This is a genomic window from Streptomyces sp. NBC_00370 (assembly GCF_036084755.1).
GTDB lineage: Bacteria > Actinomycetota > Actinomycetes > Streptomycetales > Streptomycetaceae > Streptomyces.
In genome coordinates, this window is sequence record NZ_CP107968.1 from 7,101,100 (window position 1) to 7,115,432 (window position 14,333).

The window sequence follows — 14,333 nt, forward strand, 5'->3', positions numbered from 1 at the left end:
ACGCGGCTGTCAGCGGTTCGCCTCGCGCCGTACATAGGCCACCGGGTCGGCCAGGACGGCCCGTACGACCAGGGCGGCTGCGCCGCGCGCCGCGTCGCCCGCCGACGAGGAGGCGCGCAGCCGGCCGCTGTCGCGCGGCCACAGGCCCGAGACCACCCGGGCCGTCAGCTCCCGGTCGGCCGACGGCGACAGCCAGGGCATCAACTCGCGGTAGATCCCGCCGAGTACGACCGCGTCAGGGTCGAAGAGATTCACCGCGCCCGACAGGACGCGGCCCAGCATCGTGCCCGCCTGCTCGACGGCGGCCACCGCCTGCGCGTCACCGCCGCGCGCCTTGCGCTCCAGCTCCGCGACGCCCGGCACCCCGGAGTTCTCGTCCATGCCGGCCGCCCGCAGCAGCGCCGACTGGCCCGCGTACTGCTCAAGACAGCCGCGCGAACCGCAACGGCACAGCGGACCCTCGGAGTCGACGACCACATGGCCGATCTCCCCGGCGAAGCCGTGCGCGCCGCGCAGCAGTTCACCGTCGAGGACCAGCGCGCCGCCGACGCCGATCTCACCGGTCAGATACAGGAACGAGCGCAACGGGCCGAGGCCGCCGAACCACAGCTCGGCCAGCGCCGCCAGATTGGCCTCGTTCTCCGAACTCACCGGCAGCACGGGCTGTTCCGGCTGCAGTTCGGCCAAGGCGCGCGCGAACAGCTCCTCGGCGGGCACCCGGTTCCAGCCGAGGTTGGGGGCCTGCCGGACCGTACCGCCCGACACCAGCCCCGGCAGCGCCAGTTGGACCCCCACGGGCAGCAAGTCCTGCTCGGCGGCGGACTCCAGGGTGCGCGCGGCGATACGGGCGCCACGGGCCAGCACCTCGGCGGGCAGCGCACCCCTGTTGTCGATGTGCTCGGTGAGCCGGACCCGGTCGGTGCCGGACAGATCGACGACACACACCGACACGTAGTCGATGTTGATCTCGACACCGATCCCGGCCGGCCCGGAACGGGTCACCTTCAGCACCGTGCCCGGCCGGCCCGCCTGTCCGCTGAACGTCTTGCCGGACTCGGAGAGGAAGCCGCTCTCCAGCAACTGCTCGACCAGGGACGACACCGCGGCCCTGGTCAGTCCCACGCGCGCGGCGACCCCGGCCCTGGTCGCCTCGCCCTCGTCCCGTACCGCGCGCAGCACAAGGCTCAGATTGTGCCGGCGCACTGTCTCTTTGTCCGCTTTGGGGCCGAGGGATGTGTGGTTGTTGTTCATGTCGCTGACGAGCCTATGTGATCGGCGTTGCGCACAGGGGGTGTCCTGGCAGGTCCGCCCCACGACGGAGGCCGCGGGGCACCCGTCCGTCGCGCCGTGACGGCCGCCGGTTCATCCGGCGGGGAGCGCCGATCCGGCCGTCCGGCCCGGCGCGAACAGCCGCTGCGCCGCCACCGCCGCCCCGCCCCTCGCCCACGCCTCGAAGGGCAGCGGGCGCACCACCAGATCGCAGTCGGCCGCCGTGCCGAACGCCTGGGCGCCGAAGGCCCGCCGGATCTCGTCGCTGAACAGGTCGTACGAGGCGACGCCCTCACCGGAGATGATGATGCGCTCGGGTCCGAAGAGGTTGGCCACCGACGCTATGGCGAGACCCAGCGCCCTGCCCGCCCGGGTGAAGACCCGGCGGGCCGCCTCGTCGCCGTTGTGGGCGAGGCGGGTGGCGTCGGCCAGGGTGAGCGCGGTGTCCCCGGTCTCCTCCCTGACCTGGTCGACGATCGCCTGGGCCGAGGCGATGGCCTCCACACAGCCGGTGTTGCCGCAGGTGCAGACCCGGTCGGAGCCGCCCACCGGCAGATGGCCGATCTCGCCGGACACCCCGTGCGCGCCGGAGACCACATGGCCGTTGATCGAGATTCCGCAGCCGATTCCCGCGCCGACGGTGACCAGGGCGAACGAGGAGAGTCCCGCTCCCGAGCCGAACCACTGCTCGGCCACCGTCAGCGCCCGTACGTCGTTGTCGATGACGGTCGCGATGCCCGTCGCGCTCTCCACCAGGGCGGCGAGCTGCACACCGCGCCAGTCCAGGAACGGTGAGTACCGTACGGCCCCGGTGTGCCCGTCGACATCGCCCGAGATGGTCACACCGACGCTGTGCACCTCGGGCGCGTGCTCCCCGCCGGGCTCGGCGGCGAGCTTTCCCACCAGCCGTGCGATGGCCCGCACGACCGTGCCGACGTCCCGGGAGCCGAGCGTGACCCGGCGGGTGGCGAGCGGGGTCGCCGTCAGGTCGGCCAGGACGCCGATCAGCTCGTCGGCGGTGACCTTGACGCCGACGAACCGCGCCCGGTCGGGCCGGACGGCGACGAGCGTGGCCGGCCTGCCCGGCTGCCGTTCCCCGACGGGCTGGCCGATCTCGGTGATCCAGCCGTCGGCGAGCAGCGGGGTGGAGACCTTGGTGACGGCTCCGGACGACAGTCCGGTCCTGCGGCCGAGTTCGGCCCGGGTCAGCGGCCCCTGCGTCAACAGGGTCTGGAACACCAGGGCGGCGGCGGGTGGCTGCTGGGAGAGACTCACGGCCGGAATATTACCTTCTCAGGGCAGGTAATGGACCGCTATTGCGATCCTTCACGCTCCGACCAGCCGTAAATCCGCCGCAAACAGTGGGGGTCAATATATTGACCCTGGAAGGAAACCCTGACTAGGGTCGCGGCGCTCCCCCTCACTCAGGGAGCCACGGAACAGCCGCGACGAAGCGGCGAAATGGAGCAGCCATGGCACTGTCAGCTCGCACTGCGCCGCCCGGCCTCAAGGCCGTACGCGGGCCCCTGGGCCGCCGCTCGCAGCGGCCGGGCGCCGTGGCCACCCACCGGCGCGGCGACGCGAAGCTGGCGTGGCTGCTCATCACCCCGGCCGTCGTCGGGTTCCTGGTCTTCTTCGCGTACCCCACCGTGCGCGGCCTCTACTTCAGCTTCACCACGTTCCACATCCTCACCCCGGCGAAGTGGGTGGGCCTCGCCAACTTCCGCGAGCTGATCCACGACAGCGTCTTCTGGCACTCGCTGGGCGTCACCGCCTACTTCGTCGCGGTCTCCGTCGTCCTCGGGGTGCTCTTCTCGCTGATCACCGCCGTCGTACTGCACCGGCTGACCAACTCCACCGTGATCCGGGGCCTGATCATCCTGCCGTTCCTGATCTCGGGCGTGGTCGCCGCCCTGGTCTGGCAGTGGATGCTCGACCCGCAGCTCGGCATCATCAGCGCGCTGATCGAGAAGGTCACCGGGCAGCATCTGCTGTTCTTCGGCGACAGCCACTGGGCGGTGCCCTCGCTCGCCGCGATCAGCATCTGGAAGTCCATGGGCTACAACGCCGTACTCATCTTCGCCGGGCTGCAGACCATCCCGCCGACGGTCTACGAGGCGGGCCGGCTCGACGGGGCGAGCGAGATGCAGATGTTCCGCAGGCTGACGGTGCCGCTGCTGCGGCCGATCCTGGTCATGGTGGTGATCCTGACCGTCATCGGATCCTTCCAGGTCTTCGACATCGTGCAGGTCACGACCAAGGGCGGCCCGGCCAACGCCTCCAACGTGCTCCAGATGTACATCTACGAGAAAGCCTTCGGGGAACTGGACTTCGGCTACGCCTCGACGATGTCGCTGGCGCTGTTCGTGATGCTCATCGCGATCACCTTCACCCAGATGCGGCTGGCCCGCGCCAACGAATCCGACCTGAGCTGAGGAGCCGGACCATGTCCACCCTGTCGTCATCCGCCACGACAGCCGGGCCGCGCCCGGCAGCGGGAGCGCGCCCGCGATTCTCCCCCGGCAAGGCCGTCGCCTGGATCTATGTCGTCGTCGTGCTCGTCGTCACCATCTTCCCGTTCTACTGGATCCTGCGGACGGCCTTCTCCAACAACGTGGCCCTGCCCACGGATCCGTCGTCCCTGCTCCCCGTCGACTTCACCGTCGGCGCCTTCAAACGGGCCCTCGGCCTCGCTTCGACCGCCGAGGCCCAGTCGCAGGGCGGCTCCGGCGCCTCCCTCGACACCGCGCTCTACCTGCGCAACTCGATCGTCTACGCCACCGTCCAGACCGCGCTGGTCGTCTTCTTCTCGGCGATGGCCGCCTACGCCTTCTCCCGGCTGCGCTGGAAGGGCCGTGACGCGGTCTTCACGGTCCTGCTCTGCGCGCTGATGGTGCCCGGGATCCTCACCCTGCTGCCGAACTTCGTGCTCGTACGCAACCTCGGGCTGATGGACTCGTTCGCCGGACTGATCCTGCCGGGCGCCCTGTTCTCCGCGTTCAACGTCTTCTTCCTGCGGCAGTTCATGCTCGGGCTCTCCACCGAGATCGAGGAGGCCGCGATCGTGGACGGCGCCTCCCGGATGCGGATCTTCTTCAAGATCACCCTGCCGATGACGGCCGCCCCGATCGCGACGCTCTCCCTGCTGACGTTCATCAACACCTGGAACGACTATTTCTGGCCCCTGCTGGTCACCAACGGCGAGCACGCCAGGCCGCTGACCCTCGCCCTCGGCGTCTTCAAGCAGTCGTCCCCGCAGGCCGCGCCCGACTGGGCCGGGCTGATGGCGGCGACCCTCATCGCCGCCCTGCCGATGCTCGTGCTGTTCATGGTCTTCGGCCGCCGCATCGTCAACTCCATCGGCTTCACCGGCCTGAAGTAGGAAGTACGGACCCATGTACGGATCTGTGAAACCCGTCAGCACCCCCGACGATCTGCGGCTCCACTGGGCACGGCCCGCCGCCGACTGGAACGAGGCGGCGCCCGTCGGCAACGGCAGGCTCGGTGCCATGGTCTTCGGCGGCGTCGAAACCGCCAGGATCCAGCTCAACGACTCGACCCTCTGGTCCGGCACCCCCGAAGGCCCGGCGCAGGCCCTGGACGCGGTGCGCGCCGCCGGTGCGGGACCCGAACGGCTCGCCGAGATCCGCGCCGCCGTCACGGCGGGCGACCACCCGCGCGCCGAAGCCCTGGTGATGTCCTTCGAAGGCGACTACACCCAGGAGTTCCTGCCCTTCGCCGACCTCACCATGAGGCTCGAAGCGGCGGAGCCCGGCAGCTTCACGGGCCGCACCCTCAACCTCGACAACGGTGTCGTCGAGGAGGAGATCCGGTACGGCGCCCGGACCCTGCGCCGACAGACCTGGGCCGACCGGCCCGCCGGCGCCCTGTGCGTCGAGATCGCCGTGACGGACGGTCAGGTCGACCTGGCCCTGGACCTCGCCAGCCCGCTGCGCGAACTCCACCGCGAGACGGGGGAGTCGGGCATCCTCATCGGTGTGGCCGTCCCGGTCGACGGCGCGCCGCTGCACGAGGAGGACATGGCCCAACCGCTGCGGTACGCCGACGAGTCGACGTCCGAGGGCCCCGAGCGCGCGGGCTACGACCCGTACGCGGCGCTCGCCGTCCGTGTCGACACCGACGGCGACGTCACGGCGCGGGACGGCGGTTGGGCCGTGCGCGGGATGACCCGCGCACTGATCACCGTCGCCTCCTCCACGGCGGGCGCCGACTTCTGGTCCCGTACGCACACCCCCGGCCAGGACGGCAGGACCCGCGCCGGCCACCGCGCGCACGCGGCCACCCGGGCCGAACTTGCCCTCGCCTTGGGCGCCGAGCAGCTCATGACGGAGCATCAGCGGGACCTGCGCGCACTGCTCGGCGCCACCTCGCTGCGCGTCGGACAGCGCGGGAGCGGCACCTTCGACGTCGAGCGCGATCTCCTCTCCGGCGCGGACGACGCGCTCGCCGCCACGGTGATGTTCCAGCTCGGCCGCTATCTGCTGGCCTCCGCGTCACGCGCGGGCGCGGGGCCGCCCGCCAACCTCCAGGGCATCTGGAACGCAGAACTGCGGCCGCCCTGGTCGTCCAACTACACCGTCAACATCAACACGGAGATGAACTACTGGGCCGCCGAGGTGACCGGACTCGGTGACTGCCATCTGCCGCTGTTCGACCTGCTGGACCGGGCGGCGGAGAACGGCGCCCCGGTCGCCCGCGAGCTGTACGCGGCCCGTGGCTGGGTCACCCACCACAACACCGACATGTGGGGCTGGTCCCTGCCGGTCGGCAGGCAACACGGCAACCCCTCTTGGGCATTCTGGTTGATGGGCGGTGCCTGGCTGGTCCAACACGGCTGGGACCGCTACGACTTCACCCGCGACGCGGACTTTCTGCGCGAGCGCGGCTGGCCGCTGCTGAGCGGCCAGGCGGCCTTCTGTCTCGACTGGCTGGTCGAGGGCGACGACGGACAGCTCGACACCCTCCCCGCAACCTCGCCCGAGAACCTCTTCCGCTCGGCCGCCGGCACCCCCGCGTCCCTGACCCGCTCGACCACCATGGACATGGGCCTGATCAGGGCCCTGTTCGAGCGCTGTCTGGCCGCGGCCGACGTGCTCGGCATCGACGACCCGCTCTGTACGGAGATCAGGGCGGCGCTGCCCCGGCTGCGCACCCCCGCCGTCACCGAGGGCGGCTGGCTCCAGGAGTGGGCGACCGACCTGCCCGAGGTCGACCCGGCGCACCGGCACATGTCACAGCTGGTCACCGTCTACCCGCTCGGCCAGATCGACCCGGACACCACCCCCGAACTCGCCGCGGCGGCCCGCACGGTGCTCGACCGGCGCGGGCCGGGCGCGATGGGCTGGTCCTGGGCGTGGAAGATCGCGCTGCGCGCCCGCCTCGGCGACGGCGACATCGCCAGGGACCTCTTCCTGGAAGCCGTACGCCCGCTGTCGTACGACCCGGCGGAACACGCCCCGGTCGACGGCTCGCGGTGGGGCGGTCTGCTGCCGAACCTCTTCAGCAGCCATCCGCCCTTCCAGATCGACGGGAACCTCGGCTTCACCGCCGCCCTCGCCGAACTCGTCGTGCAGAGCCACGGCGAGACAATCACCCTGCTTCCCGCCCTGCCCGCGCGATGGCCGGCGGGACAGGCGCGCGGGCTGCGCTGCCGGGGCGGTCTGGAGACCGACCTCGACTGGCAGGACGGCACGCTCACTTCGGTGACCGTCCGCCGGATCTCCGGCGACGGGACGAGCCCGGTCCGGCTGCGCCACGGGGACGCGCTGGTCTCGGTCCGGATCGCGGCCGGCCAGGAGATCGTCCTCGACGGGAAGCTGGCGCCCGCATGCTGAGCGACCTGGACCTGCCGGGGCTGCACGCGTACCGCAGCGGCTACCGGGAACCCGAGGGCTTCGACGCGTTCTGGGGCGCCACGCTCACCGAGGCGCGCGCGGCGGGCGGCGACCCGGTGCTGACGCCCGTCCGCACCGAACTGCGCACGGTAGAGGTGTACGACCTGGTCTTCGCCGGTTACGGCGGGCACCCCGTGCACGCCTGGCTGCGGCTGCCCGCCGAGCGCGGGGGCCCGCTGCCCGCCGTCGTGCAGTTCCACGGGTACGGCAGCGGCCGGGGCGGCCCGTACGACGACCTGGTGTGGGCCAGTGCCGGTTACGCGCACCTGCTGATGGACACGCGCGGCCAGGGCGGCGCGCACGCGGGCGGCGACACCGCCGACCCGGTCGGCAGCGGCCCGGCGTACCCGGGCTTCCTCACCCGGGGCGTCGAGGACAAGGAGACGTATTACTACCGGCGGGTCTTCACCGACGCGGTCCGCGCGATCGACGCGGTACGCACCCTGGACACCGTCGACCCGGCGCGGGTCGCCGTCACCGGCAACAGCCAGGGCGCGGGCATCGCGCTCGCCGCCGCCGGTCTGGTGCCGGACCTGGCGGCCGGACACTTCCAGGCGCCGTTCCTGACCGACATCCGCCGCGCGCTCGCCGTCACCGGCACCTTCCCCTATGCCGAACTCACCGGCTACCTCGGCGCGCGCCGGCATGCCGCGGACGCCGTCCTCAGCACGCTCGGCTACTTCGACGGCGTCGGCTTCGCCCGCAGGGCCCAGGCGCCCGGCCACTTCTCCACCGGGCTGATGGACGACATCTGCCCGCCGTCCACCGCCTTCGGCGCCTACCACGCCTACCGGGGGCCCAAGTCGATCCGTACGTGGGAGTTCAACGGACACGAGGCGGGCGGCGCGCAGGACGTGGCCGACGCGCTCGCCGCCTTCCGCTCCGCACCGGCCCAGGAAATCGAGGAACGATGACGATCCGGTTCACACGACGCGTACGGGCCAAGCTCACCGCCGGCCTGGTCCTCTCGGCGACCGCCGCACTGCTCAGCGGCTGCGGCGCGGACGCGGGTCCGGCGGGCCGGACCACACTCAACTGGTGGACCTGGGACGACAAACAGGCGGCCGGCTACCAGGAGTGCGCGACCGCCTTCGAGGCGGCCAACCCCGGGGTCACGGTGAAGATCTCGCAGTACGACAGCGCGGACTACTTCACCAAACTGCTGGCGGGCTTCGTCGCGGGCACCGCGCCGGACGCGTTCATGAACAGCGTCCAGTACCTCCAGCAGTACGCCTCGCTGAAGCAGCTGATGCCGCTGGACGAGCTGATGAAGAAGACCCACTTCGACATCGGCAAGTTCTCGGTCGGTGTGGACGCGTGGAAGTACACCGACGGCAAGCAGTACGGGCTGCCCATGGACTGGGCGTCCGCCGCGCTCTACTTCAACGAGGACATGCTGAAGAAGGCCGGCTACACCCCCGCCGACGTCAGGGCGCTCAACTGGAACCCGGACGACGGCGGTACGTTCCAGAAGATGGTCGCCCATCTGACCGTCGACAAGAAGGGCGTGCGCGGCGACCAGCCGGGCTTCGACAAGAAGCACGTCAAGACCTACGGCATCGGGACGATGGCCACGAAGGACTTCACGGGCCAGACCACCTGGAGCCCGTTCGTCTCGTCGCTCGGCTGGCGGCTCGGTGACAAGCCGTCCTGGCCCGGCAAGTTCGACTACGCCGACCCGCGCTTCGTGCGGACGATGAACTACTTCCGGCAGCTCACGGACCGTGGATTCGCCCCGAAGGACGGCGAGTTCGCCTCGGCGGGCAACACCCCCAGCGGTACGGACATGATCGGCTCGGGCAAGGTGGCGATCTACCCGGGCGGCTCCTGGGAGGCCACCCAGTTCGCCCAGCTCCCGAAGCTCAAGGTCGGTATCTCGCCGAACGTGGCCGGCCCTGGCGGCAAGCGCGGCACGAGCAGCAACTCCAACGGGAACGTCATCTGGACCGGCACCAAGCACCCCGCGTTGACCTGGAAGTGGGTCTCCTACATGGGTTCGGAGGCGTGCCAGTCCAAGGCGTCGGCGTCCGGCAGCTTCTTCCCCTCCATCCCGGCTTCCATGGACGCTTCGGCGAGGTCCATGGCGACGAAGGGGGTCGACCTGTCGGTCTTCATCAAGGCGGAGAAGGACGGTGAACTCCTGGCCTACCCGCCCTACGCGAACGGCACGGCCATCGGCTCGGTGCTGGAGCCGATGTTCCAGAACTTCTTCGCGCACGACGCGAACGACGAGATATTCAAGGACATGACCCAGCAGACCAAGAAGCTCCTGGCCGTGAAGGACTAGGCCCTGTCCGGCCGATCTTCGCGGGCCCGCGGCGGTCGACCGGACAGGGCCCAGGTCGTGTCCGCTGATTCGAAAGGACCCACCGCATGACCCGCACCACCGCGCGGATCGCCCATCTGCGCGCGGCCGGAGTGAGCTTCGCCGTCGAGCTGACCGGGCCGCTGCCCCGCGTACTGCACTGGGGCGCGGACCTCGGCCCCCTGACGGACGACGACCTCGCGGCGCTCAGCCGCACCGCCGAAGGCGTCGTCCTCAACAACGCGCCCGACTCCGTACGGCAGTTCACCGTCTGGCCGACCGAGGCCGAGAACTGGTCCGGCACCCCCGCCCACCAGGGCCACCGAAGCGGCGTCGCGACCACCCCCCGGCTGCGGCTGGTCGTCGCGCACGAGAGCGCGGGCGAGCTGGTGCTCCAACTCGCCGACGACGTCAGCGAACTCGACATCACGCTCGGCTACCTGCTGGAGCTCTCCGGGGTGCTGAGCGTGCGGACCGAACTCACCCGGCAGGTCCTGACGGACGGTCAGGACGCCACCCCGTACGACCTGGCCGGGGTGACCACGCTGCTGCCGCTGCCCGCACGGGCCGTCGAGATCCTCGACTTCACCGGCAAGTGGTGCCGCGAGCGGGCACCCCAGCGCGGCACCCTCGCGCACGGCAGCCATGTCAGGGAGGTACGCCGGGGCAAGCCGGGACAGGACGCGCCCCATCTGCTCACCGTCGGGGTGCCGGGCTTCGGCTTCCGCACCGGTGAGGTGTGGGGCCTGCATGTGGCCTGGAGCGGCAACCAGCGCTGGCTGGCCGAGCGTTCACCGGAAGGCGCCGGGGTGCACGGCGCGGTCCTCGGCGGCGGCGAGTCCCTCGCCCCCGGCGAGATCCGTCTCGCACCGGGGGAGAGCTACACGGCGCCCGTCTGCCACTTCGTCTGGTCGGACCAGGGCCTCGACGCGCTCGCCGACCGGTTCCACGCCCTGCTCAGGGCCCGTCCCCAGCACCCGGTGACGCCGCGCCCGCTCACGCTGAACACCTGGGAGGCGGTCTACTTCGACCACCGCGTCGACCGGCTGCTGGCACTCACCGAGCGGGCGGCGGACATCGGGGTGGAACGGCTCGTCCTGGACGACGGCTGGTTCACCGGCCGCCGTGACGACACGGCGGGACTCGGCGACTGGGCCGTGGACCCCGAGGTGTGGCCCGGCGGACTGGGACCGCTGGCCGACCGGGTGCACGGCCACGGCATGCAGTTCGGCCTCTGGGTCGAACCCGAGATGGTCAACCTCGACTCGCGGCTGGCCACCGAGCACCCCGAGTGGATCCTCGGCCCGTCCGTGGGCCTCGGCCCGAGCGCGCGCCATCAGTACGTACTGAACCTGGCGCACGACGACGCCTTCGCTCATCTCCTCACGTCGCTGGACGAGTTGGTCACCCGCTACCGGATCGACTACCTCAAATGGGACCACAACCGCGATCTGCACGAAGCGGTCGGCCGAGGTCCCGGCGGTCAGGACCGGCCGGGTGTGCACGCCCAGACCGAGGCCGCCTACCGGCTGCTGGACGCACTCAAGGAGCGCCACCCCCGGCTGGAGATCGAAAGCTGCTCGTCCGGCGGGGCCAGGGTCGACCTCGGCATCCTCGCCCGCACCGACCGGGTCTGGGCGTCCGACTGCAACGACCCGGTCGAGCGCCAGTCGGTGCAGCGCTGGACCGGCCAGCTGCTGCCGCCCGAGCTGATCGGCACCCATGTCGGCGGCCCCCGCAGCCACACCACGGGCCGGGTGACCGACGCGTCGTTCCGTCAGCTCACCGCGCTCTTCGGGCACGCGGGGATCGAGGACGACCTGACCGCCCGCACACCGGAGGAACTGACCGCGCTGCGCCGCTGGGTGGCGCTGTACAAGGCGGTACGGGCGCTGCTGCACAGCGGTCGCGTGGTCCGCGCCGACCTGGCGGACGACGCCGTACTGCTGCACGGCGTGGTCGCGGCCGACGGCGGCTCGGCGCTCTACTGCTGGGCCAGGACCGGGACGTCGGGCGACGGCCAGTCGGGCAGGACCCGGCTGCCCGGCCTCGACCCGGCGGCGCGCTACGAGATACGGGTCCGCGACGACGCGGGCCTGCCGGTGGCCCACCAGGTGTCGGGCCCCGCGTGGTACACCGCCGCACTCGACGGCTGGGTCACCCTGCCCGGCGCCGTGCTCGCCGGCGCCGGGGTGCCGCTGCCCACGCTGGCCCCCGCGCAGGCCCTGCTCTTCGAGGTCCGGCGCGTACAGCCCTGAACGACGGCTCTGAACGGCAGCCCGGAACGGCAGCTCTGAACGACAGGCCTGAACGCACGAAATCGCGAGTCGTGAGGTGATCACCATGAATACCGACAACCACCGCCCCCGCAGCAGGGAAGCGGTTCCCCACACCGAGGGCTGGACGCTGCGGCACGAAGGGGAGGCGCTGCCCGCCCAGGTGCCGGGCTGTGTCCACACCGACCTGCTCGCGGCGGGCCGGATCCCCGACCCGTTCATCGGACGGAACGAACTCGACGTCGACTGGGTGGGCCGCACCGACTGGGAGTACGAGACGACGCTCGGCGCGCGCGACACGGCGCACGAGCGGACCGACCTGGTCTTCGAAGGGCTGGACACGGCCGCCGAGATCAGCGTCGGCGGCGAGGTGATCGGCCGGACGGCCAACATGCACCGCGGCTACCGGTTCGACATCACCGGCCGGTACGCGGCCGGCGGCGCTGCGACCCCGGTCTCCGTACGGTTCACCTCGGCCTACGCCGCGGCCGACGCCGTCAGGGAACAGATCGGGGCGCGCCGTGAGGCGTATCCCGAGGCGGCGCCCTTCATCCGCAAGATGGCCTGCGCCTTCGGCTGGGACTGGGGACCGATCCTGGTCACCGCGGGCATCTGGAAGGACGTACGGCTCGACCACTGGTCCACGGCGCGGCTGGACCGGGTACGCCCGCTGGTCACCGTCGAGGGATCCGCCGGGCGGGTGGAGATCCGGCTCGACGTGGAGCGCACCGACCGGGCGGCGGGCCGTACGCTCACCGCCACCGTCCGGGTCGGCGGCCAGGAGGTCTCCGGGAGCTTCGACGGGGACGCGGCGACGGTGACCGCCGTCGTACCGGACGTCGACCTGTGGTGGCCCAACGGCCATGGCGCGCAGCCGCTGTACGACTGCGAGGTCACCCTGCACGACGAGGACGGCGCCGCCCTCGACCGGTGGTCACGCCGCGTCGGCTTCCGTACCGTCGAGATCGACACCTCGGCCGACGCGCACGGCAGCGGCTTCACGTTCGTCGTCAACGGCGAGCGGCTGTTCGTCCGCGGCGTGAACTGGATCCCGGAGGACATCTTCCCCTCCCGGGTGACGACGGAGCGCTACCGCGAGCGCCTGAGCCAGGCCGCCGAGGCCCATGTGGACCTGGTACGCGTCTGGGGCGGCGGTATCTACGAGCGTGACGACTTCTACGACGTCTGCGACGAACTGGGCCTGATGGTCTGGCAGGACTTCCTCTTCGCCTGCGCCGCCTACCCGGAGGAGCAGCCGCTGCGCTCCGAGATCGAGGCGGAGGCACGGGAGAACGTCGCGCGGCTCATGCCGCACGCCAGTCTGGTGCTGTGGAACGGCAACAACGAGAACTTGTGGGCGTTCCGGGACTGGGGCTGGGAGGAGCGGCTGGCGGGCGACTCCTGGGGCGAGGGCTACTACCTGGGACTGCTGCCGCGGGTGGTCGCCGACACCGACCCGACCCGGCCGTACTGGGCCGGCAGCCCCTGGTCGGGGTCGTGGGACCACCACCCCAACGACCCGGCGCACGGCGTCACGCACTCCTGGGACGTCTGGAACGTCGCCGACTACACCGACTACCTCGACGAAGTCCCGCGCTTCGTCGCGGAGTTCGGCTGGCAGGCGCCGCCCGCACACGCGACGCTGCGGCGCGCCCTGCCCGGGGAGGAACTGCGCCCGGACTCACCGGGGATGCTGCACCACCAGAAGGCGTCCGACGGCAACGGCAAGCTGGAGCGCGGTCTCGCCAGGCACTTCGAGATCCCGGAAGACTTCGACCGCTGGCACTACCTGACGCAGGTCAACCAGGTGCGCGCGGTGGCCACGGGCGTCGAACACTGGCGCTCGCACTGGCCGTTGAGCGCGGGCGCCGTGGTCTGGCAGCTCAACGACTGCTGGCCGGTGACCTCGTGGGCGGCCGTCGACGGCGACGCCAGGCTGAAACCGCTCTGGTACGAGCTGCGCAGGCTCTACGCCGACCGGCTGCTGACCGTACAGCTCAGGGAAGGACGCCCGGTCGTCCACGCCGTCAACCAGTCGGCGCGGCCGTGGCACGCCGAGGTGGAGCTGCGGCGGATGTCGGCGGCGGGCGACGTGCTCGGCCGGGAGCGGGTGACGCTGGTCGCCGAGGCCCGTACGGTCGCGAGCGCGCCGGTGCCGGACGCGCTGCTGCCCGACGCGGCTTCCGGGGAGGAGTACCTCGTCGCGGACGCGGACGGACTGCGCGCCCTGCACGTACCGGTCCGCGACCTCGCGTTCCGCTACCCCGTGCCGGAGTACGAGGTGGCGCTGGCGCCCGACGACGGTACGGGAGAGGGCGTGGGCGTCGTGATCACCGCGCACACGCTGCTGCGGGACCTGCTGCTCCAGGCGGACAGGCTCGCCCCTGCGGCCGTGGCCGACCAGGGGCTGCTGACGCTGCTGCCGGGCGAGAGCGTGACGGTGCGGGTACGGGGCTGGGAGAGCCCGGACGCCGCGGTGGCACGCGCGGCGCTGTTCGTACTCGGTCAGCCCTGACAGCCCTGACAGCCCTGACGGCCTTGGCGGCTCTGCCCGGGCCGGGAGAGCCG

Annotated in this window: 9 protein-coding genes; 7 read left to right on the forward strand and 2 right to left on the reverse strand. The window is 71.5% G+C overall.

Going from position 1 to position 14,333, the window contains the following annotated elements; translation table 11 throughout:
* Positions 1-9 precede the first annotated feature (9 nt).
* The gene (locus OHS57_RS31575) at positions 10-1,251 is read right to left on the reverse strand and encodes an ROK family transcriptional regulator (protein ID WP_328584114.1); all 1,242 of its coding nucleotides are present in this window, start codon (positions 1,249-1,251) and stop codon (positions 10-12) included.
* 111 nt (positions 1,252-1,362) lie between these two features.
* Positions 1,363-2,544, reverse strand: a complete 1,182-nt coding sequence (locus OHS57_RS31580; RefSeq protein ID WP_328584115.1) for an ROK family transcriptional regulator — start codon at positions 2,542-2,544, stop codon at positions 1,363-1,365.
* Between the two features lie 197 nt (positions 2,545-2,741).
* On the opposite strand from OHS57_RS31580, the gene OHS57_RS31585 reads away from it, so the two are divergent.
* The 7 genes from OHS57_RS31585 to OHS57_RS31615 all read left to right on the forward strand — a co-directional run bounded on the left by OHS57_RS31585 (position 2,742) and on the right by OHS57_RS31615 (position 14,280).
* Positions 2,742-3,704, forward strand: coding sequence for a carbohydrate ABC transporter permease (locus OHS57_RS31585; RefSeq protein ID WP_041992975.1), 963 nt, complete (start codon positions 2,742-2,744; stop codon positions 3,702-3,704).
* A gap of 11 nt (positions 3,705-3,715) precedes the next feature.
* Positions 3,716-4,651 (forward strand): carbohydrate ABC transporter permease, encoded by a 936-nt coding sequence (locus OHS57_RS31590; protein WP_078863786.1) that lies wholly within the window; start codon positions 3,716-3,718, stop codon positions 4,649-4,651.
* 13 nt (positions 4,652-4,664) lie between these two features.
* Positions 4,665-7,124, forward strand: coding sequence for a glycosyl hydrolase family 95 catalytic domain-containing protein (locus tag OHS57_RS31595; protein WP_328584116.1), 2,460 nt, complete (start codon positions 4,665-4,667; stop codon positions 7,122-7,124).
* The gene (locus tag OHS57_RS31600; RefSeq protein WP_328584117.1) at positions 7,118-8,098 is read left to right on the forward strand and encodes an acetylxylan esterase; all 981 of its coding nucleotides are present in this window, start codon (positions 7,118-7,120) and stop codon (positions 8,096-8,098) included. Before OHS57_RS31595 ends, OHS57_RS31600 begins: the two co-directional genes overlap by 7 nt.
* On the forward strand, positions 8,095-9,471 hold the full coding sequence (locus OHS57_RS31605; protein WP_328584118.1) for an ABC transporter substrate-binding protein: 1,377 nt from the start codon (positions 8,095-8,097) through the stop codon (positions 9,469-9,471). The genes OHS57_RS31600 and OHS57_RS31605 overlap by 4 nt, the downstream gene beginning before the upstream one ends.
* Before the next feature lie 86 nt (positions 9,472-9,557).
* Entirely contained in the window at positions 9,558-11,747 is a 2,190-nt protein-coding gene (locus tag OHS57_RS31610; RefSeq protein WP_328584119.1) for an alpha-galactosidase, read from the forward strand.
* A gap of 85 nt (positions 11,748-11,832) precedes the next feature.
* Positions 11,833-14,280 carry a glycoside hydrolase family 2 protein gene (locus OHS57_RS31615; protein WP_328584120.1) on the forward strand — a complete coding sequence of 816 codons (2,448 nt, stop codon included), beginning with the start codon at positions 11,833-11,835 and terminating at the stop codon, positions 14,278-14,280.
* The last annotated feature ends 53 nt before the right edge of the window (positions 14,281-14,333 follow it).

What these genes read in the sequence shown, in the direction of transcription:
- OHS57_RS31575 (WP_328584114.1), bottom strand. Translation starts at nt 1,251, where the DNA reads ATGAACAACAACCACACATCCCTCGGCCCCAAAGCGGACAAAGAGACA.
- OHS57_RS31585 (WP_041992975.1), top strand. Translation starts at nt 2,742, where the DNA reads ATGGCACTGTCAGCTCGCACTGCGCCGCCCGGCCTCAAGGCCGTACGC.
- OHS57_RS31590 (WP_078863786.1), top strand. Translation starts at nt 3,716, where the DNA reads ATGTCCACCCTGTCGTCATCCGCCACGACAGCCGGGCCGCGCCCGGCA.
- OHS57_RS31595 (WP_328584116.1), top strand. Translation starts at nt 4,665, where the DNA reads ATGTACGGATCTGTGAAACCCGTCAGCACCCCCGACGATCTGCGGCTC.
- OHS57_RS31600 (WP_328584117.1), top strand. Translation starts at nt 7,118, where the DNA reads ATGCTGAGCGACCTGGACCTGCCGGGGCTGCACGCGTACCGCAGCGGC.
- OHS57_RS31605 (WP_328584118.1), top strand. Translation starts at nt 8,095, where the DNA reads ATGACGATCCGGTTCACACGACGCGTACGGGCCAAGCTCACCGCCGGC.
- OHS57_RS31610 (WP_328584119.1), top strand. Translation starts at nt 9,558, where the DNA reads ATGACCCGCACCACCGCGCGGATCGCCCATCTGCGCGCGGCCGGAGTG.
- OHS57_RS31615 (WP_328584120.1), top strand. Translation starts at nt 11,833, where the DNA reads ATGAATACCGACAACCACCGCCCCCGCAGCAGGGAAGCGGTTCCCCAC.